General features: G+C 70.9%; 17 protein-coding genes. 9 read left to right on the top strand and 8 right to left on the bottom strand.

Features of this window, described 5'->3' with window-relative positions; all coding sequences use genetic code 11:
• Positions 1–83 precede the first annotated feature (83 nt).
• A complete protein-coding gene (locus EDD92_RS40945) occupies positions 84–1,241 on the top strand; it encodes a Gfo/Idh/MocA family protein (RefSeq protein ID WP_123968963.1) in 1,158 nt (385 codons plus the stop codon).
• Here EDD92_RS40945 and EDD92_RS40940 read toward each other — a convergent pair.
• Both EDD92_RS40940 and EDD92_RS40935 read right to left on the bottom strand, forming a co-directional pair.
• The gene (locus EDD92_RS40940; RefSeq protein ID WP_185124285.1) at positions 1,225–1,839 is read right to left on the bottom strand and encodes a poly-gamma-glutamate hydrolase family protein; all 615 of its coding nucleotides are present in this window, start codon (positions 1,837–1,839) and stop codon (positions 1,225–1,227) included. The two genes, EDD92_RS40945 and EDD92_RS40940, sit on opposite strands and share 17 nt — an antisense overlap.
• Positions 1,836–2,879, bottom strand: a complete 1,044-nt coding sequence (locus EDD92_RS40935) for a LacI family DNA-binding transcriptional regulator (RefSeq protein WP_123968961.1) — start codon at positions 2,877–2,879, stop codon at positions 1,836–1,838. The genes EDD92_RS40940 and EDD92_RS40935 overlap by 4 nt, the downstream gene beginning before the upstream one ends.
• Before the next feature lie 116 nt (positions 2,880–2,995).
• Between EDD92_RS40935 and EDD92_RS40930 the strand changes: the two genes are divergently transcribed.
• From EDD92_RS40930 to EDD92_RS40910, 5 genes are all read left to right on the top strand, one after another.
• The gene (locus EDD92_RS40930) at positions 2,996–4,162 is read left to right on the top strand and encodes a phytanoyl-CoA dioxygenase family protein (protein WP_123968960.1); all 1,167 of its coding nucleotides are present in this window, start codon (positions 2,996–2,998) and stop codon (positions 4,160–4,162) included.
• 27 nt (positions 4,163–4,189) lie between these two features.
• Positions 4,190–4,966, top strand: coding sequence for an SDR family oxidoreductase (locus EDD92_RS40925; RefSeq protein WP_123968959.1), 777 nt, complete (start codon positions 4,190–4,192; stop codon positions 4,964–4,966).
• A 120-nt stretch (positions 4,967–5,086) separates the two neighbouring features.
• Complete coding sequence (locus tag EDD92_RS40920; RefSeq protein ID WP_123968958.1) at positions 5,087–6,091, top strand: Gfo/Idh/MocA family oxidoreductase; 1,005 nt, start codon at positions 5,087–5,089, stop codon at positions 6,089–6,091.
• 160 nt (positions 6,092–6,251) lie between these two features.
• Positions 6,252–7,613: an NAD(P)/FAD-dependent oxidoreductase gene (locus EDD92_RS40915; RefSeq protein WP_123968957.1), complete on the top strand. Its 1,362-nt coding sequence runs from the start codon at positions 6,252–6,254 to the stop codon at positions 7,611–7,613.
• The gene (locus EDD92_RS40910) at positions 7,610–8,626 is read left to right on the top strand and encodes a Gfo/Idh/MocA family protein (protein ID WP_123968956.1); all 1,017 of its coding nucleotides are present in this window, start codon (positions 7,610–7,612) and stop codon (positions 8,624–8,626) included. The genes EDD92_RS40915 and EDD92_RS40910 overlap by 4 nt, the downstream gene beginning before the upstream one ends.
• 305 nt (positions 8,627–8,931) lie before the next feature.
• Here the strand turns inward: EDD92_RS40910 and EDD92_RS40905 are convergent, their stop codons facing one another.
• Positions 8,932–10,284, bottom strand: a complete 1,353-nt coding sequence (locus tag EDD92_RS40905; protein WP_123968955.1) for a tetratricopeptide repeat protein — start codon at positions 10,282–10,284, stop codon at positions 8,932–8,934.
• 98 nt (positions 10,285–10,382) lie between these two features.
• Here EDD92_RS40905 and EDD92_RS40900 point away from each other — a divergent pair, with 98 nt between their 5' ends.
• Entirely contained in the window at positions 10,383–10,826 is a 444-nt protein-coding gene (locus tag EDD92_RS40900; protein ID WP_123968954.1) for a GNAT family N-acetyltransferase, read from the top strand.
• Here EDD92_RS40900 and EDD92_RS40895 read toward each other — a convergent pair.
• The 5 genes from EDD92_RS40895 to EDD92_RS40875 are packed head-to-tail and all read right to left on the bottom strand — an operon-like array spanning position 10,807 to position 15,794.
• Positions 10,807–11,844, bottom strand: a complete 1,038-nt coding sequence (locus tag EDD92_RS40895) for a Gfo/Idh/MocA family protein (RefSeq protein ID WP_123968953.1) — start codon at positions 11,842–11,844, stop codon at positions 10,807–10,809. The two genes, EDD92_RS40900 and EDD92_RS40895, sit on opposite strands and share 20 nt — an antisense overlap.
• A gap of 24 nt (positions 11,845–11,868) precedes the next feature.
• Positions 11,869–12,771 carry a sugar phosphate isomerase/epimerase gene (locus tag EDD92_RS40890; protein WP_123968952.1) on the bottom strand — a complete coding sequence of 301 codons (903 nt, stop codon included), beginning with the start codon at positions 12,769–12,771 and terminating at the stop codon, positions 11,869–11,871.
• A gap of 1 nt (position 12,772) precedes the next feature.
• On the bottom strand, positions 12,773–13,693 hold the full coding sequence (locus tag EDD92_RS40885; protein WP_123968951.1) for an ATP-binding cassette domain-containing protein: 921 nt from the start codon (positions 13,691–13,693) through the stop codon (positions 12,773–12,775).
• Positions 13,694–13,698: 5 nt separating this feature from the next.
• On the bottom strand, positions 13,699–14,775 hold the full coding sequence (locus EDD92_RS40880) for an ABC transporter permease (protein ID WP_123968950.1): 1,077 nt from the start codon (positions 14,773–14,775) through the stop codon (positions 13,699–13,701).
• Positions 14,775–15,794 carry a sugar ABC transporter substrate-binding protein gene (locus tag EDD92_RS40875; protein ID WP_123968949.1) on the bottom strand — a complete coding sequence of 340 codons (1,020 nt, stop codon included), beginning with the start codon at positions 15,792–15,794 and terminating at the stop codon, positions 14,775–14,777. The genes EDD92_RS40880 and EDD92_RS40875 overlap by 1 nt, the downstream gene beginning before the upstream one ends.
• Before the next feature lie 294 nt (positions 15,795–16,088).
• On the opposite strand from EDD92_RS40875, the gene iolC reads away from it, so the two are divergent.
• Together iolC and EDD92_RS40865 are read left to right on the top strand one after the other, a co-directional pair.
• Positions 16,089–17,051 (top strand): 5-dehydro-2-deoxygluconokinase, encoded by a 963-nt coding sequence (gene iolC / locus EDD92_RS40870; RefSeq protein ID WP_123968948.1) that lies wholly within the window; start codon positions 16,089–16,091, stop codon positions 17,049–17,051.
• Positions 17,052–17,065: 14 nt separating this feature from the next.
• Positions 17,066–17,944 carry a deoxyribose-phosphate aldolase gene (locus EDD92_RS40865; RefSeq protein ID WP_123968947.1) on the top strand — a complete coding sequence of 293 codons (879 nt, stop codon included), beginning with the start codon at positions 17,066–17,068 and terminating at the stop codon, positions 17,942–17,944.
• Positions 17,945–17,962: the final 18 nt, after the last annotated feature.

The following is a 17,962-nucleotide window of genomic DNA, read 5'->3' as shown; positions in this document are numbered from 1 at the left end:
GGTACGGAGAGGGTTGACAGCTGCTGAGCGGGGGCTTCAGGGTGGCCTGGACAGATTGTGGACCGGTCCAAAGAGGGGCTGTCATGGTGGATTCGCTCGGTGTCGCCGTCGTCGGGTTCGGCTGGATGGGCCGGGTGCACACCCAGGCGTACGCCCGCGTCCTGCACCACTACCCGCAGCTGGGGCTCCGCCCGCAGCTGGTCACGGTCGCCGAGGAGGTGCCCGGCAGGGCCGAGGAGGCCGCCGGCCAGTTCGGGTTCGCCTCGACGACCCGTGACTGGCGTGATGTGGTCAAGGACCCGCGGATCCAGGCGGTCAGCATCACCGCCCCGAACTTCCTGCACCGCGAGATCGGCGTCGCCATGGCGGAGGCGGGCAAGCACATCTGGATCGAGAAACCGGTCGGTCTGAGCGCGGCGGACGCCAGGGCGGTCGCCGACGCGGTGGCCACTGCAGGCGTCCAGGGCGCCGTCGGCTTCAACTACCGCAACGCGCCCGCCGTCGAGGCCGCCCGCGAGCTGATCGCCTCCGGCGCCATCGGTACCGTCACCCATGTCCGCGTCCGCCTGTTCAGCGACTACGCCGCCCATCCCGAGTCCGCGCTGACCTGGCGCTACGAGAAGGAGCGCGGCGGCAGCGGCGTCCTGGGCGACCTCGCCTCGCACGGCGCGGACCTGGCCCGGTACCTGCTCGGCGACATCGAAGCGCTGACCGCCGACACGGCCGTGTTCATCCCCGAGCGGGCCCGGCCCACCGGCGCCACCGCCGGGCACACGCGCGCCACCGGCGGCGAGCTCGGCCCCGTCGAGAACGAGGACTACGTCAACTGTCTGCTGCGCTTCGCCTCCGGCGCCCGCGGTGTGCTGGAGGCCTGCCGGGTCTCGGTCGGCGAGCAGAACAACTACGGCTTCGAGGTGCACGGCACGAAGGGCGCGGTCTTCTGGGACTTCCGGCGCATGAACGAGCTGGGCGTCAGCCGCGGCACGAGCTACCAGGACCAGCCCGTCAGCACGGTCTACGTCGGACCGGGCGACGGCGAGTTCGGGGCGTTCCAGCCGGGCGCGGCCAACGCCATGGGCATGGACGACCTGAAGGTGATCGAGGCCCACCGCTTCCTGCGCTCCATCGCCGAGGGCAAGCCGCACGGGGCCACGCTCCCGGACGCCGTGCACAGCGCCGCCGTACTGGAGGCGATGGTGAACTCGGTCGAGAGCGGCTCCTGGGTCAGTCTCCGGGCATAGCGGAGGTCAGCGACTCCACGCCCTTGGCCAGGGCGTCGATCACCGACCGCGGGGGTGCGTCCGGCACTCCCGGCACCCATCGCCTGCGCTCGGTCCTGGCCGCGAGCGGGAGCTCCACCTGGACCCCGCCTTGGCGGGTCAGGTTCACCGGGTTCCTGGAGTGCAGGCCGCGCAGGGCCACGGGGATCTCGTCCAGGTCGGTGACCGGGTCGAACTCCGGCCGCAGGACGCCGAGTTCGCCGGCGACGAGGCGGGCGGCCCGCCGGTTGCCGCCGCCGAGGAAGACGGCCCGTGGAGTCGCACTCCTGTTGTGGCCGTGCAGGGAGACCGTGAGCGCCACCCGGGACAGGAAGTCCCGCAGCAGCGTGCAGTGCCCGACCGCCATACGCGGGGACGGGATGTGCACCGGATAGGGCACGCCCGGCTGCGTGAAGACCAGGCTGGTGGCCCCGCACCGCTCGGCCACCGACCGCGCCAGCTCGGCCGTACCGCCTTCGTTGCTGCCGTGCAGCGCCAGCAGTCCCAGCTCGCTGCCCGTCGTGAGCGTGGCAAGCAGGCGGACGCCCTCGATCTCCACGTATTCGCTGCTCGTCGTCACCCGGCTCCTCGGTTCGTCGCCTGCGGGGGCATGTTGTACGGCGTCACCACCTGGATCGCCGACGGCAGCGTAGGCCCCGCGGGCGGCAGGGCGCCGTGGGCGCGCATCACGATGTGGCAGGCCTCGCGCATGTCCTGGCGCAGATCGTGGTGGAGGACGGCGGACAGGCGGTGCTCGCGCAGCAGGCGGGTGTTGTCGTGGTCGAGGTCGTGCGCGACGAACACCGCGCACTCGCGGCCCAGGTCCTCGAAGGCGCGCAGGGTGGCGTTGTTGCCACCGCCGATCGAGTAGACGGCGCGGATGTCCGGGTCGCGTTCGAGGGCGGCGCGGACCAGGTCGTACTGGGTGGCGTCCAGGCCGTGTCCCTCGGCGATCTCGACCAGGGTGCGGTTCGGGTGGCGTGCACGCATGGCGCTGCGGAAGCCCATCTCGCGCTCCTCTTCGTTGCGGAAGAAGCCACTGCTGAGGCTGGTGAGCACATTGCCGGGGCGCTCGCCCAGCCACTGGCCCATGAGGTAGGCGGCGGTCGCGCCGGCGGCCCGGTTGTCGATGCCGACGTAGGCCAGGCGGGCGGTGGCGGGCAGGTCGGTGACCAGGGTGACGACGGGGATGCCGGCCTCGGCGAGGCGGCCGACGGCAGCCGTCACCTCGGGGACGTCCGGGGCCTTGAGGATCACGCCCTGCGAGCCGCGGCGGCCGATCCGGTCCAGCGTCCTCGTCAGCTCCGCCACCGGGCCGGTCTCGCGGAAGTGGAAGCGCGAGCGCACCACGGCCGGGTGCAGGGCCGGCAGCTCCGCCTCCAGCGCGGCGCGTACGGCGGTGGAGAACCGCTCCGGCGTCTGCATCACGATGTCGATCATGAAGGTGCGGCCGACGAGCCGGACCTGGGTGCGCTGGCGGTCCAGGTCGGCGATGGCCTGCTGGACCTCCCGCGCGGTGCTCTCCCGGACGCCGCCCCTGCCGTTGAGGACCCGGTCGACGGTGGCCTCGCTCAGGCCCGCCTGACGTGCGATCTCCCGGATCGGGAAGGGATGGCCCACCGCGGGCTCCTCTCGCCGGCTTGAGGGGTTTTTGATGGCCGCCTGCTGGTTGTTCGACGGGTTTGTACTGACAAGAATGACAGGGCTGAGTCGCCCCTGTCACCGAGAGGACACCGATGTCCTTCACCGCCGTACACCACCGTGCCTGGCTCTGCGAGCAGGACTGCGACCTCGACTCGTTCCGCGCGCTCGTCGAGCGGACGGCCGACCTTGCCGACTACCCCCATGCCTCGTCGGTGGAGCGGAACGTCCTGCTGTACGACGCCGAGGGCGTCAGTACCGCGAAGGACCGCAGGGGCATCCAGGAGGAGCTCGTCAGGGCCCTTACCGACGGCCCCGGAGTGGTGGTCTTCCGGGGCGCCTTCCCCGACCACGCGGTGGTCGACCGGGCCACCGAGGTGTTCGACGCGCTGATCCGCGAGCAGAACGCGGCGGGCACGACGGCCGGCGACCACTTCGCCAAGCCCGGCGCGAACGAGCGGGTGTGGAACGCACTGGAGAAGGCGGCCCTCTACGACCCGGTGGCCTTCGCCGACTACTACGCCAACCCGGTCCTCGCACTGGTCTGCGAGGCCTGGCTCGGCCCCGGCTACCAGGTGACCTCCCAGGTCAACGTGGTCAACCCGGGCGGCCTCGCGCAGACCGCGCACCGCGACTACCATCTCGGCTTCCTCTCCGACGAGACCGCCGCGGCCTATCCGGCACACGTCCACCGCCTCTCCCCCGTGCTCACCCTGCAGGCCGCGGTCGCGCACTGCGACATGCCCGTGGAGTCGGGGCCGACGCTGTACCTGCCCTTCTCACAGGCCTACGAGCCGGGCTATCTGGCGTGGCGGCGCCCGGAGTTCCAGGCGTACTTCAAGGAGCACCACGTCCAGCTGCCGCTCGCCAAGGGCGACGCCGCCTTCTTCAACCCGGCGCTGTTCCACGCCGCCGGGACCAACCGCACCACGGACGTGCGGCGCATGGCCAACCTGCTCCAGGTGTCCTCCGCCTTCGGCCGGGCGATGGAGACCGTGGACCGGGAGGCGGTGACGAACGCGGTCTACCCCGTGCTGCTGCGCCGCAAGGCGGACGGCGCGGACGAGGGCTGGCTGGAGAACGTGATCGCCGCGAGCGCCGAGGGCTACCCCTTCCCCACCAACCTCGACAGCGACCCGCCGGTCGACGGCCTGGCCCCGCCCTCGCAGGCGGACCTCGTACGCCGGGCGCTGCGCGAAGGCCGGCTGCCGCGGGCTCTGCGGGACGACCTGCGGGCGAGCACCGAGCGCCGCACCAGCTGACGTAAGCCGAAAGGACAACAAAGATCCATGGGACTTCTCGACGACAAGGTCGTCCTCGTCAACGGCGGCAGCCAGGGAGTCGGGGCCGCCATCGCGCGCGCCGCCGTGCGTGAGGGTGCGGTCGTGGCCGTCACCGGCCGGCGTGCGGAACCCGGCGAGGCACTGGTGACCGAACTGACGGCCGCCGGCGGCAAGGCGATGTTCGTGCGCGCCGACCTGTCCGACGCCGAACAGGCGAAGACCGCCGTGGGCGAGGTGGTCGCCGCGTACGGGCGGATCGACTGCCTGGTCAACTCCGCGGGTCTGACCTCCCGGGGCACGCTGCTGGACACCACGCCCGAGCTGTTCGACGAGCACATCGCGATCAACCTCAAGGCGCCGTTCTTCGCGATGCAGGCCGCCGTCGCCGACATGGTGTCCCGCAAGGCGCCCGGCACGATCGTCAACATCATCACGTCCTCTGCGCACGGCGGGCAGCCGTTCCTGGCCCCGTACGTCGCCGCGAAGGCCGGCCTGATCGGCCTGACCCGCAACGCCGCGCACGCGCACCGCTGGGACCGGGTGCGGATCAACGGCCTCAACATCGGCTGGACGGCGACCGAGGGCGAGGACGCGACGCAGAAGACGTTCCACGGCGCCGACGACGACTGGCGCGAGGCGGCTGCCGCCAAGCTGCCGATGGGCAAGCTGGGGCAGCCGGACGAGATCGCCGACTTCGTCGTCTTCCTGCTGTCGGAGCGGTCGGGCGTGGTGACCGGATCGGTGATCGACTGGGACCAGAACGTCTTGGGCGGCCTGGACTGAATCAGCCCGTCCGGCGGTGCCCCCTCTGGGGGAGTTTGAGGACGAGCCCGAAGGACGATCGGGGCCCGGGGCGGAGCCCCGGCAACGGACAGCAACAAACACCAGAAAGCAGCGGAGCTCATGCGTATCGGAATCCTCGGCCTCGGCCGCATCGGCGCCTTCCACGCCGAAACCCTCTCCGGACTCGACGCGGTCGAGTCGCTCGTCCTGACCGACCCGTTCACGGACGCCGCCAAGTCCGCGGCGGAGCGGTTCGGCGGCGAGGTCGTGGACTCCCCGGAGGCCCTGCTGGCCGCCGGCGTCGACGGCATCGTGGTCGCGGCCGCGACGGACGCCCACCCCGGGCTGATCCTGGCCGGGGTCGACGCCGGCATCCCCGTCTTCTGCGAGAAGCCCGTCGCCAAGACCATGGCCGAGGGCGTCCAGGTCCTCAAGGCCGTCGAGGGCACGGACGTGCCGATCCAGATCGGCTACAACCGCCGCTTCGACGCCGGCTTCGTCGCCGCCCGTGCCGCCGTGCAGAGCGGCGAGCTGGGCAAACTGCACACCGTACGGTCGACCACGCTGGACCCGGCGCCCCCGCCGGCCGGATACATCGCCGCCTCGGGCGGCATCTTCCGCGACTGTTCGGTCCACGACTTCGACATCATCCGCTGGGTGACGGGCCGCGAGGTCGTCGAGGTGTACGCCGTCGGCGGCAACCGGGGCGCCGACTACATCAAGGAGGCGGGCGACGCCGACACCACCGGCGCGATCCTCACCCTCGACGACGGCACCATCGCGGTGGTCTCCAACTCCCGCCACAACGCCCGGGGTTACGACGTCCGCATGGAGATCCACGGCTTTACGGACTCCATCGCGGTGGGTCTGGAGGACAAGCTGCCGCTGCGCTCCGTCGAGCCCGGCGTGACCTTCCCGGCCGGTACCCCGCACGACTTCTTCATGGACCGCTTCACCGCGGCCTACCGTGCCGAACTCACCGCGTTCACCGAGGTCGTGGCCGGCACCCGCCCCTCGCCCTGCACGATCGCGGACGCCCTGGAGGCCGGCTGGATCGCCGACGCGTGCACGCTGTCGCTGCACGAGCACCGTCCGGTGACCATCGCCGAGGTCCGCACCGCCTGAGCGGCGGCTGCAGTCTCTCGTGCTCCGGGCACCGGCCCGGCCTCCGGCGCCCGGAGCACGAGTGTGCGAATCGCCACGTTGTCCCTGTCGGTCACGACCACGAGATCTCCCCGTACAACCATGAGATCCACGCACGTCGGACCGAACGAGGAGCAACGACATGAGCACCGGCGAGATATCCCGGCCCCACGCCGACACCCGTCAACCCGCCCTGCCCGGTGGGCAGTTACGCAGCGAACGGCGTGTGGTCGTCATCGGCGCCGGGCCGGGCGGCCTCACGGCCGCCCGTGAACTGGAGCGTGCCGGACACCGGGTGACCGTTCTGGAGGAACAGGAGACGGTCGCCGGGAAGTGCCAGAGCGTGCACGTCGACGGCCGGGCCCACGACCTGGGCGGCCACATCTGCACCAACCGGTACGAGCGGACGGCCGAATTGCTGACGGAACTGGACATGGAGACGGAGCGCACCACCCGCTACCGCGTCCTCGACGTCGAGGGGCGCACCGCGACCCGCCAGGCCATGTCGTTCCTCCGCGACGACGCCTTCCAGCGCTACCGGGCGCTGCGCGAGCGGGACTTCCCGCGCATCGCCGAACCCGGGCTCGCCCACTCGGCGCGGGCCCTGGCCGCCCCGGTCACCCGCTGGCTCGCCGAGCACGGCCTCGAGTCCATGGCCGAGTCGTTCGGCACCGGATACACCGCGGCCGGGTACGGCTACCTCGACGAGCAGGTGCCCGCGCTGTACTTCGTCAAGTACGCCCAGATGACCGGGCTGCTGTCAGACAGTCCCCAACTCCTGGGCCACGCAGGCGCGTTCACCATCACGGGCGGGTTCGCCACACTGTGGCAGCGGGTCGCCGAGGAGCTGAAGGACGTACGGTGCGCTGTGCGCGTGCAGTCGGTCGAACGCTACGAGGGCGGAGTGCGGGTGCACACGGACTCCGGCCCGGTGGAGGCCGACGACCTGGTGCTCGCCGTCCCCCTGGACCGCATCCTGCCGGTCCTGGACGCCACCGCCGAGGAACGCGACCTCGCCGCGCGGATCCGCAGCAACGCCTACCACACCACCCTCGCCACCGCGTCCGGCCTGCCCGAGAACGCCTTCTACTTCCTCGACCGCCACACCGCGACCCGCGAGGCGGCCGGCCACTGCGTCTCGTACCACCACCGCTACCCGGGCAGCGACGTGCGGACCTTCTACTCCTACGGCCGCCCCGAGGACGTCAGCGCGCTGCTGGGGGACGACGTTGCGGGGCTGGGCGGGCGGCTGGAGGAGGTGCATCTGCACCGCCAGTGGGCGTTCATGCCGCACTTCGGAAGCGACGACCTCGCGGACGGCACCCTGGACCGGCTCGACGCGCTGCAGGGCCGCGGCCACACCTACTACGTCGGCGGGCTGCCCGCCTTCGAACTCATCGAATGCACCCTCGCCCACGCCCAGGACCTGGCCCGCCGCCATTTCCCGCCCGTCGGCGGCACACTGACCCTGCACGAACGGACAGAGAAGGAAACGACCTCATGAGCGAAGCGGTCCACGAACCCCTGCGTATCGGCGTCCTGGGCGCCGCCCGGATCACCGAACGCGCCCTGATCGACCCGGCCCGCACCACAGGCCATCGCCTGGTCGCGGTGGCCGCCCGCGACCGCTCCCGCGCCGAGGCCTTCGCGGCCGAGCACGGCGTGGAGCGGGTCGCGGACTCCTACGCCGCGCTGCTCGCCGACCCCGAGGTCGAGGTCGTCTACAACCCGCTCGCCAACGGCCTGCACGGCCCCTGGAACCTCGCCGCCCTCGCGGCCGGCAAGCACGTCCTGAGCGAGAAGCCGTCGGCGAGCAACGCCGAGGAGGCCGCCGAGGTGCGGGAGGCGGCGGCAAAGGCCGGCACGGTCTTCATGGAGGCCTTCCACTACCTCTTCCACCCGGTCACCCGCCGCCTGCACGAACTCCTCGCCGGCGGTGAGCTGGGCGAGCTGCAGCGGGTGGAGACCATGGTCGCCATCCAGGCTCCCGCCGACACCGACCCGCGCTGGTCCCTGCCGCTGGCCGGCGGCGCCGTGATGGACCTGGGCTGCTACAGCCTGCACGCCGTGCGAATGCTGGCCCCCTGGGCGGGCGGCGCACCGAGGCTGGTCTCCGCGCGCGGCGGGGAGCGCGCGGGCGCGCCCGGGGTCGACGAGTGGCTGGACGCCGACCTGGCCTTCCCGAACGGCGCCACCGGCTCCGCGCGCTGCCACATGGCGTACGACAGGCTGGAGATGAGCTGCCGGATCATCGGCAGCCGCGGCGAAGCGCTGGCCCCGAACTTCGTCCTGCCCCAGATGGACGACCGGATCGTGATCCGCACCGCGGACGGCGAGCGGACGGAGCGCCTCGGCACCCGGTCCTCGTACACATACCAGCTGGAGGCGTTCGCGGCACGAGTACGGAAGGGCACGCCGCTGCCACTGGACGCGGACGACGCGCTGGCGACGATGACCCTGATCGACGAGAGCTACCGGGCGGCGGGGTTCGAACCGCGGCCGCGCACGAGGGTGTAGACGAAGGTCGGGTACGGCTCTCCTGTCGCCCGCTCCCACGCCTGCGTGACGGCGTCACCTTGCTCCGCGCGGATCTCGGCGAACGTCGTGACGCAGCGGGCGTGCACCTGCGGCGCCTGGGCTCGGCGGGTGAGGGCGAGCAGGGAGCGCAGGGCTGTGACGGCCTCGGCGGTGCGGCCGGCGCCGAGGTGGTCGCGGGCCGCCGCGCGGAGGGTGGTGGCGAGCCGGACGTGCGTCGCGGCGAGCTCTGCGGCGTGGTCGCCGCCGTCGTCCGTCGCCTCCCGCAGTGCCGCCTCCGCCTCCTCTTAGCAGGTGACGGCCGCGGCGAACTCGCCGGTGCGGCGCAGGGCCTGGGCGAGGATGCGGAGCCGGCGGGCGGTCAGGGGCTGGTACGTCGTCCAGTCGGTCTCGGCCAGCCGCCGAGTCATCGCCACCGCCTCGCGCGCGCTCGCAACGGCCGGCTCCGGCTCGTCGGCTTCCTGTTGATGGAGGCTCAGGTTGGCCAGCAACCGCGCGAGTTGCGGCTCGTGCTGCTCGGGGTCGTGTTCCGCCGCGCGGCGTGCGACGGTCACGGCGTGCTCCCCTTCCGCCAGCGCCGCCCGACGGTCGCCGGTCTGCCCGAGACAGCGGGCGATGTCGTCCAGGGCCGTCGCGAGCGCAGGGTCGTCGTTGAAGCTGGCGTGCAGGTCGGCGAGCTCGCGCAGGGCGGTCAACTCGTCCTCGTAAGCCTGCAGTTCGTGGAGCATGAAGGCCAGGCAGTCGAGCGCCAGGGCCAGCACCCGTTCGCCCGTCACCGGGAACCGGCCGGCCATCCGGTGGGCCTCCGTGACCGCCTCCTCGGCGGTGTCGCGCGCGGCGTCCGGGCGGGCCGCGGCGTTCTCACAGGCGGCCAGTTCGGTCAGGAGTTCCACCCGCAGCGCCAGGAGGATCTCGGGCTGGGACCACGCGATCGGGCCGTGCACCGCCTCGCGCGCCTCGGGGCCGGTCGCCAGGGCCTCCTCGTACCGGCCGAGGGCCCGCAGTCCGCCGACCAGTTCGACCAGGACCCGGGGGCGGACCAGCTGTGCGGTCGCCAACTCCCGTGCGGACATGGCTCGCAGAAGTGTGGCGCACTCCTGGTACACGGCCACGGAATCCCCCGTACGCCCCAGCACGCCCAGCACCAGCGCGTGCGTGCGCAGGGCGCCCGCGAGACTGCCCGGCACCCTGTCGCGGCTCTTGGGAGCGGGGATGCGACGGTAGAACTCGATGGCGTCCCGGGCCGGTTCGAGCGCCTCCTCGTACCGTCCGAGATGCACCAGCGCCTGCGCCCGCAGATGGACGGCGAACGCGGACCGGGCGGCCGACGGCCGTGCGCCGACCATCGCGAACGAGGCGTCCGCCGCCGTGCACGCCTCCTCGTAGCGCCTCGACAGGAGCAGCCCGAACGCCTGCAGGGCCAGGGCACGGGCCAGCCGGTCGGGGTCGGCCGACGAACGGTACAGGCCGACCAGTTCCTCAGCAGCGGCCAGTCGGCGCGCCGCCGGTGGCGGCCTCAGCAGCACCCAGCGGGGCATCACACACCACGTCAGTGCCGCGCCGAGCAGCGGACGGCCGACTGCCGGCGCCAGCCGGGCCGCCGCGCGCGGCAGCGGCAGCAGGATCCGCACGAGCCCCATCAGCAGCCCCCCTCGCCGTCACACCAAGGACGGCCGCAAGGGGCACTGAGGTTGCACACGGACGCCTGCCCGGGCCGGGCTCTGCGATGATCGGCGTCATGGCCGCACGCATTGCACCCGCCCAAGTCACCGACATCCAGCAGGTCCTGGCCGACCACCCCCGTTACTGGGGCGACCGGGATCTCCGGGACCTTCATCTCCTGGCCCTGGTACAGGAGTTCGGCGAGACCTGTATGGTCGCGCGCTCCGACGACGGCATTCTCGGCTATCTGATCGGCTTCGTCACGCCCGGCGGCACCGGATATGTGCACCTGGTCGCGACGCGGGACGACGCCCGCGGCAGCGGTCTGGGGCGGGAGCTGTACGCAGCGTTCACCGAGGCCGCGCGGCGGCAGGGAGCGGTCCGGCTGAAGGCCATCACGAGCCTCGGCAACAAGGGGTCGGTGGCCTTCCATCGCAGTCTCGGCTTCGAGGTCCGTGTGGAGGAGGACTACAACGGGCCCGGCGAGGACCGGGTCGTGTTCAGCCGGGTACTCGGCTGACGTCGTACAGCGCGGGCCGCTGCACCAGCTCGACCTCCGCCCGGCCGCCCTCCTCCAGCGCCCGCACGCCCGCCTCGCACACCGCCGCCACCGCGTAGCCGTCCCACACGCTCGGGCCGATGACCTCGCCGCGACGGGTGGCGTCGACCCAGGCCTGGACCTCGCGGTCGTAGGCGTCGGCGAAGCGTTCGATGTAGTCCTGGGTGATGGTGCCGCCCCAGCGGCCGGCCATGTTGGTGACCATGGCGTGGCCGTCGCCGATGCGGGCGGTGCCGCGTTCGCAGACCACCTCGGCCTGGACCTGGTAGCCGAAACCGCAGTTGACGAAGATCTCGACGTCGACGATCGCGCCGCCGTCGGTCTCGAAGACGACGAACTGCGGGTCCTGCACGCCGTCCGGTGCGTTCGCGGACGGCATGGGGCGCAGGACGGTGACGGCGGTGATCTCCTGGCCGAGCAGCCAGCGCGTCACGTCCATCTCGTGCACGACGGAGTCGTTGATGAGCATCTCGCTGCGCCAGCCGGGCGGGGAGGCGAGGTTGCGGTGCCGGTTGTGCAGCATCAGCGGACGCCCCAACTGGCCTGTGCCCAGGAGGGACTTGAGCTTCATGTACTCGGCGTCGTAGCGCCGCATGAAGCCGACCTGGACCCGGCGGCGGCCCAGCTTCTGCTCCGCTTCCAGCACCCGGAGCGCGGAGGCCGCGTCCGGGGTGAGCGGCTTCTCGCACAGCACGGGCAGATCGTGCTCGAACGCCGTCAGCAGGGCCGCCTCGTGGGCGGGCCCCGGGGAGGCGATCAGCACGGCGTCGACATCGGCCGCCGCCATGGCGGCGGCAGGGTCGGAGTAGGCGGTGCAGCCGTCGACACGGGCCGCGACGTCCTTGGCGCGTTCCGTATCGACGTCCACGACAGCAGTCACCCTGGCCCCGCTGACGACCTCCTGGATACGACGGACATGGTCGGCGCCCATCTTGCCGGTGCCGACGACCGCGACCTGCAGTGTTCCTTGCCGAGCCATGGTCGTTCGTCCCCCTTCGGAAGGTCAGGCGCCGCAGGACCTCAGGAACTTGCGGGTGCGCACCGCGATCGGCAGCGGCTTGTCCGGCTCGCACGGGTACATGTCCTGCTCGACGATGGCGAACAGCTCCACGCCGAGCTTCTGCGCTGCCTCCATCACCGGCCCCAACTCCGGTACACCGGCGGGCGGTTCGCACATCACCCCCTGCGCCACGGCAGGCCCGAACGGTGTGCCCTTGGCCTGGACGTCGGCGAGGACGGCCGGGTCGACCTGCTTGAGGTGCAGATAGCCGATGCGTTCGCCGTAGGTCTCGATCAGCTTGACGCTGTCGCCGCCGCAGTAGGCGTAGTGCCCGGTGTCCAGGCACAGGTTGACCAGTTCGGAGTCGGTCGAGTCGAGGAAGCGCTCGACGTGGTCCTCGGTGTCGATGTGGGTGTCGGCGTGCGGGTGTACGACGATGTCGAGGCCGTACGCCTCCTTCACCTCGTGCCCGAGCCGCTCCATGCCCTTGGTGAGGTAGGCCCACTGCTCGCCGGTCAGCTCCGGCGGCTCCAGGATCTCGGCCGTCTTGTCGTCCCGCCAGAAGGACGGGATGACGACGAGATGCTGTGCGCCCATCGCCTGGGTGAGCGCGGCGACCTGGCTGACGTGCTCCCAGGTCGACTCCCAGACGGAGGGGCCGCGGTGCAGGCCGGTGAAGACCGTGCCCGCCGAGACCTTCAGGTCACGCTTGGCGATCTCGTCGGTGAGGCGGGCCGGGTCGGTCGGCAGATAGCCGTACGGGCCCAGCTCGATCCACGCGTAGCCGGCCTCGGCGACCTCGTCGAGGAACCGTTCCCAGGGCACCTGCTGGGGGTCGTCCGGGAACCAGACGCCCCAGGAGTCGGGGGCCGAGCCGACGCGGATGCGGTCCAGAGCGCCTGCCATGTCAGGAGGTTCCTTCCGGGCTTGCCGCCACGGGCGCGGTGAGGTCTTCCTGCTCCGGGAGTTCCTCGACGTCGACTCCGCTGACCTGGGACAGCTCGTGCTTGAGTGCGGCGAGTTCGGCGCCGCCGGCCATGTGGTTGGTCAGCTCCTCCAGGGTGATCTGGCTGCGTTCTGCGGACAGTTCCATGGTGCCCAGGCGCAGCACGCTGAAGTGGTCGCCGACCATGTAGGCGTGGTGGGGGTTGTGGGTGATGAAGATGACGCCCAGGCCGCGCTCGCGGGCCGCGGCGATGTACTTCAGAACGACACCGGACTGCTTGACGCCGAGGGCGGCGGTGGGCTCGTCGAGGATCAGGACGCGGGCGCCGAAGTAGACGGCGCGGGCGATCGCGACGCACTGGCGCTGGCCGCCGGAGAGGGTGCCGATGGGCTGTTCCAGGTTGTCCAGGACGATGCCCATCTCGCGCAGCTCGTGGTCGGCGGTCTTCTTCATCTTCTCGATGTCAAGACGCCGGATGGGCCAGGGGCCGCGGGTCATCTCGGAGCCGAGGAAGAAGTTGCGCCACACCGGCATCAGCGGGACGGTCGCCAGGTCCTGGTAGACGGTGGCGATGCCGCGGTCCAGGGCGTCACGCGGGGTGGTGAAACGCACCGGGGTGTCGTCGACGAGGAACTCGCCCTCGGTGTGCTGGTGCAGGCCGGAGATGATTTTGATGAGGGTGGACTTGCCGGCGCCGTTGTCGCCCAGCACGCAGGTGACCTGGCCGGGATGCACCTTCAGGCTCACGCCGTGCAGGGCACGGATGTTGCCGTAGGCCTTGCCCGCGTTGCGCAGCTCGACGATCGCGCCGTCCTTGGCCGCCGGGGCGGTGTCGGGGAGGACGGCTCCGTGGACCCCGCTGGTGTTGTTCTTGTCTGTCATCGGATTCACCTCCGGGTCATGGTGCGCTGGACCCACAGATTGATCAGGACGGCGCCGAGCAGCATGACGCCGAGGAAGGCCTTGAACCAGTCGGGGTTCCAGCCGGCGTAGACGATGCCCTGCTGCACCATGCCGAACATGAACGCGCCGAAGACCGGGCCGATCGCCGATCCGTAGCCGCCGGTCAGCAGGCAGCCGCCGATCACCGCGCCGGAGATGTAGATCAGCTCGATGCCCACGCCCTCACCGGACTGCACCGTGTTGAAGGAGAACAGCTGGTGCATGCCCACGAACCAGGCACCGAAGCCGACCAGCATGAACAGGGAGATCTTCGTGAACGCCACCGGCACACCAACCGCGCGGGCGGAGTCCTTGTTGCCGCCGACCGCGAAGGTCCAGTTGCCGTACTTGGTGCGCAGCAGCACCCAGGTGGCGATCGCCGCGAACAGCAGCCACCAGAACACGGTGATCTTCACCTGCACGCCGCCGATGTCGAAGCTGGAGGCGAAGACCTTCTTGGCCTGCTCGAAGCCGTCCATGTTGCTGATGTCGTCGGTGGCGACGTTGCCGGTGACCAGCTTGGTCACCGCGAGGTTGACGCCCTGCAGGATCAGGAAGGTGCCCAGGGTGACCAGGAAGCTGGGCAGTCCGGTCTTGACGACCATCCAGCCGTTGAAGAAGCCGATCGCCAGCGACACCACCAGCGCGGCGATCACACCGACCCACACGTTCATAGTGAGCTGGTAGCTGATCATGGCCGCGGTCAGCGCCGAGGTGATCACCCCGACACCGGCCGACAGATCGAACTCCCCGCCGATCATCAGCAGCGCCACCGGGATCGTCACGATCCCGAGCGTGGAGGACTGGTAGAGGATGTTCGCCATCGAGCTGGCGTCGCGCACCGGCGGCGCCGAGACCAGGAAGAACACGTACACCGCCACGGCACCCAGGAACACACCCACCTCGGGGCGGGCCAACAGCCGTACGACAAGAGGCCGTTCGGCGGTGCGCCCGTCGGTCTCCTTGGGGCCGGGGGCCGGCGGTGAGGTCACCGCCGGCTCGGCGTGCTGGGTCATGCTCATCACCGCGTTCCGTTGGCGGCATACTTGGAGACCGCCTCGACATTGGACTTGTCGACGAAGGCCGGACCGGTCAGCACCGGCTGCTCGCCGCCGCCCATGTAGTTGCCGTTGTTCTTGTACAGCCACAGCGAGTCGATCGCCAGGTAGCCCTGGAGGTAGGGCTGCTGGTCCACCGCGAACTGGATCGTGCCCTTGCTGATGGCGGTCGTCAGGTCCTTGTTGAGGTCGAAGGTGGCGACCTTCGCCTTGCTGCCGGCGTCCGAGACCGACTGCACCGCGGTCAGCGCGTACGGGGCGCCGAGGGCGGTGACGTAGTCGATGGAGGAGTCCTGCTTGAGCTTGGCGGTGATCGTCGACTTCACGGACGGCATGTCCGTGCCGTTGACGTAGAGGACGTCGGTCTTGCCGGAGAAGGTCTTCTTCACGCCGTCGCAGCGCTGGGTCAGGCCGACGTTGCCCTGCTCCTGGATGACACAGACGGTGTGCTTGGCGCCGAGGTCGTTGAGCTTCTTGCCGAACGCCTCGCCGGACACGGACTCGTCCTGGCCGAAGAACTCCATCAGGCCGAGCTTCTTCCAGTCGCTGAGACCGGAGTTGAGGCCCACCACGGGTATGTTGGCCGACTTCGCCTTGCCGACGACGGTCTTGAGGGCGTCCGGCTTGGCCAGGGTGATGGCGATGCCGTCGACCTTCTGGTCGATCGCGTTCTGCACCAGGTTGGACTGGTTGCCCGCGTTCGGGTCGTGCGAGTAGATGAGCTTGATGTTGTCCTTGGCCGCGGCGGCCTCGGCGCCCTTGCGGACGATGTCCCAGAAGGTGTCGCCGGGCGACTGGTGCGTGACCAGTGCGACCGTCATCCGGGGCGTGGTGGCCTTGCCGGCCGATGCGTTGGCGCCACCCTCCTCGGACTTCTTGCCCCCGGAGCTGCTGGAGCAGCCGGCGAGGGTGAGGGCAGCCGCCGCGGCCACCGCGACAACGGGGGCGATTCTGCGGGAGCGGGGGTGAGAAGAGCGGTCCATCTTTCCTGGCACCTCACTGTGCGTTGCGGGGGAAAGGGAGAGGGGGATCACGATGATCCAGCGGCCCGGGATCTTGGCATGCCCGGGTCGTCTGCCGCAAACGCGGCGGTCGGCCTGGGACGGGATCAAACTCCTGGCCGCGCCTGCTGTCAATACTTTGTTAAGACATCATTTCACGAGCTAGTCCGAATGTAAGTACAAACTATTGACAGCGTCGCCCTTCGAGGCCTACACCTGGGAGGCGGCAGGCCCTCTGGGACCCGCATCCCCAGACCAGCTCGAGGAGCGTCGCGCATGGCCGAGTCAGACCAGTCCTTCGACTTGATCACTATGGGCCGTATCGGAGTCGATCTCTACCCTCTGCAGTCGGGGGTGCCCCTGGCGCAGGTCGAGACCTTCGGCAAGTTCCTCGGCGGTTCGGCCGCCAACGTGGCGGTCGCCGCCGCCCGGCTCGGCCGGAACACCGCGGTGATCACCCGCACCGGGGACGACCCCTTCGGCACCTATCTGCACGAGGCGCTGAAGGAGTTCGGCGTCGACGACCGCTGGGTTGCGCCCGTCGCCGCGTACCCGACACCGGTGACCTTCTGCGAGATCTTCCCTCCGGATGACTTCCCTCTGTACTTCTACCGGCAGCCTAAGGCTCCTGACCTGGAGATACATTCCGAGGAGCTGGACTACTTCGCCATCCGGTCGAGCCGGGTCCTCTGGATCACCGGCACCGGCCTGAGCGAGGAGCCGAGCCGCTCCGCCACGCTCGCCGCCCTCAAGGCACGCGACAAGGCGGGTACGACGGTCTTCGACCTCGACTGGCGGCCCATGTTCTGGCGCGATCCGGACGAGGCTCGCCCGTACTACGCGGAGGCACTGCGGCACGTCACGGTCGCGGTCGGCAACCTCGACGAGTGCGAGGTCGCCACCGGCGTGCGCGAGCCGCGGGCCTGTGCCGAGGCGCTGCTGGCAGCCGGTGTGGAACTGGCGGTCGTCAAGCAGGGCCCCAAGGGCGTCCTCGCGGTGCACCGCGACGGCACCAGCGCCGAGGTACCGCCGGTGCCCGTCGAGGTGGCCAACGGTCTCGGCGCGGGCGACGCCTTCGGCGGCTCGCTCGTGCACGGCCTGCTGGCCGGCTGGGAGTTGGCCGAAATCATGCGGTACGCCAACGCGGCCGGCGCCCTCGTCGCCTCCCGTCTCGCCTGTTCCTCCGCGATGCCCACCGAGGCCGAGGTCGAGGACCTCCTCGCGCGAGCCACCCCCTGAAACGGAGCTTCCCCTTGTCCCTCAGCATCCCCGACCTCGTCTCGGTCAGGGCCCGGCATCCCGAGGCCGTCGCCGAGGCTGCCGCCCGGCGCGCGCGCCGCCCGCTCATCGGCGACAGCGGCCGCCTGATGATCGTCGCCGCCGACCACCCGGCCCGCGGCGCCCTCGGCGTCGGCGACCGGCGGCTCGCCATGGCCGGCCGCGCCGAGCTCCTGGAGCGCCTGTGCATCGCGCTGTCGCGGCCGGGCGTGGACGGGGTGCTGGCCACCGCCGACATCCTGGAGGACCTCCTCCTGCTCGGGGTGCTGGAGAACAAGGTCGTCATGGGTTCGATGAACCGCGGGGGCCTGGCGGGCGCCGTCTTCGAGATGGACGACCGCTTCACCGGCCACCGCGCCGAGGACATCGCCCGGCTCCGCTTCGACGCGGGCAAGCTGCTGCTCCGCATCGACTACGACGACCCGGGCTCGCTGACCACGCTGGAGTCCACGGCCCGCGCCATCGACGACATGGCGGCACACCGGCTGCCGCTGTTCGTCGAGCCGTTCCTCTCCCGCCGGATCGACGGCAGGGTCAGCAACGACCTGTCCGCCGAGGCCGTCACGAAGTCCATCGCGATCGCCGCGGGCCTGGGCGGCACCTCCGCCTACACCTGGCTGAAGCTGCCCGTCACCGACGACCCGGACGACATGGGCGAGGTCCTGGAGACCTCCACGCTGCCGACCGTGCTGCTCGGCGGCGAGGTGGGCGAGGACCAGGAGGGCGCGTACGAGCGCTGGCGCAAGGCCCTCCGGCTGCCGACCGTGCAGGGCATGGTCGTCGGGCGGTCGCTGCTGTACCCGGCGGAGGGCAGTGTGGAGACGGCGGTCGACACGGCCGTGGGACTGCTGTGAGTCGGAGGAGTGCTGTAT

The sequence above is a fragment of the Streptomyces sp. TLI_185 genome (assembly GCF_003814765.1).
Taxonomy (GTDB): domain Bacteria; phylum Actinomycetota; class Actinomycetes; order Streptomycetales; family Streptomycetaceae; genus Streptomyces.
The sequence above is the reverse complement of the archived record's forward strand: the minus strand, read 5'-3'. Positions and strand labels throughout refer to the sequence as shown.

Bases quoted from the DNA above. Each gene is read 5' to 3' on its own strand.
- EDD92_RS40945 (WP_123968963.1), top strand. From the start codon at position 84: ATGGTGGATTCGCTCGGTGTCGCCGTCGTCGGGTTCGGCTGGATGGGC.
- EDD92_RS40930 (WP_123968960.1), top strand. From the start codon at position 2,996: ATGTCCTTCACCGCCGTACACCACCGTGCCTGGCTCTGCGAGCAGGAC.
- EDD92_RS40925 (WP_123968959.1), top strand. From the start codon at position 4,190: ATGGGACTTCTCGACGACAAGGTCGTCCTCGTCAACGGCGGCAGCCAG.
- EDD92_RS40920 (WP_123968958.1), top strand. From the start codon at position 5,087: ATGCGTATCGGAATCCTCGGCCTCGGCCGCATCGGCGCCTTCCACGCC.
- EDD92_RS40915 (WP_123968957.1), top strand. From the start codon at position 6,252: ATGAGCACCGGCGAGATATCCCGGCCCCACGCCGACACCCGTCAACCC.
- EDD92_RS40910 (WP_123968956.1), top strand. From the start codon at position 7,610: ATGAGCGAAGCGGTCCACGAACCCCTGCGTATCGGCGTCCTGGGCGCC.
- EDD92_RS40905 (WP_123968955.1), bottom strand. From the start codon at position 10,284: ATGGGGCTCGTGCGGATCCTGCTGCCGCTGCCGCGCGCGGCGGCCCGG.
- EDD92_RS40900 (WP_123968954.1), top strand. From the start codon at position 10,383: ATGGCCGCACGCATTGCACCCGCCCAAGTCACCGACATCCAGCAGGTC.
- EDD92_RS40895 (WP_123968953.1), bottom strand. From the start codon at position 11,844: ATGGCTCGGCAAGGAACACTGCAGGTCGCGGTCGTCGGCACCGGCAAG.
- EDD92_RS40890 (WP_123968952.1), bottom strand. From the start codon at position 12,771: ATGGCAGGCGCTCTGGACCGCATCCGCGTCGGCTCGGCCCCCGACTCC.
- EDD92_RS40885 (WP_123968951.1), bottom strand. From the start codon at position 13,693: ATGACAGACAAGAACAACACCAGCGGGGTCCACGGAGCCGTCCTCCCC.
- EDD92_RS40880 (WP_123968950.1), bottom strand. From the start codon at position 14,775: ATGAGCATGACCCAGCACGCCGAGCCGGCGGTGACCTCACCGCCGGCC.
- EDD92_RS40875 (WP_123968949.1), bottom strand. From the start codon at position 15,794: ATGGACCGCTCTTCTCACCCCCGCTCCCGCAGAATCGCCCCCGTTGTC.
- iolC (WP_123968948.1), top strand. From the start codon at position 16,089: ATGGCCGAGTCAGACCAGTCCTTCGACTTGATCACTATGGGCCGTATC.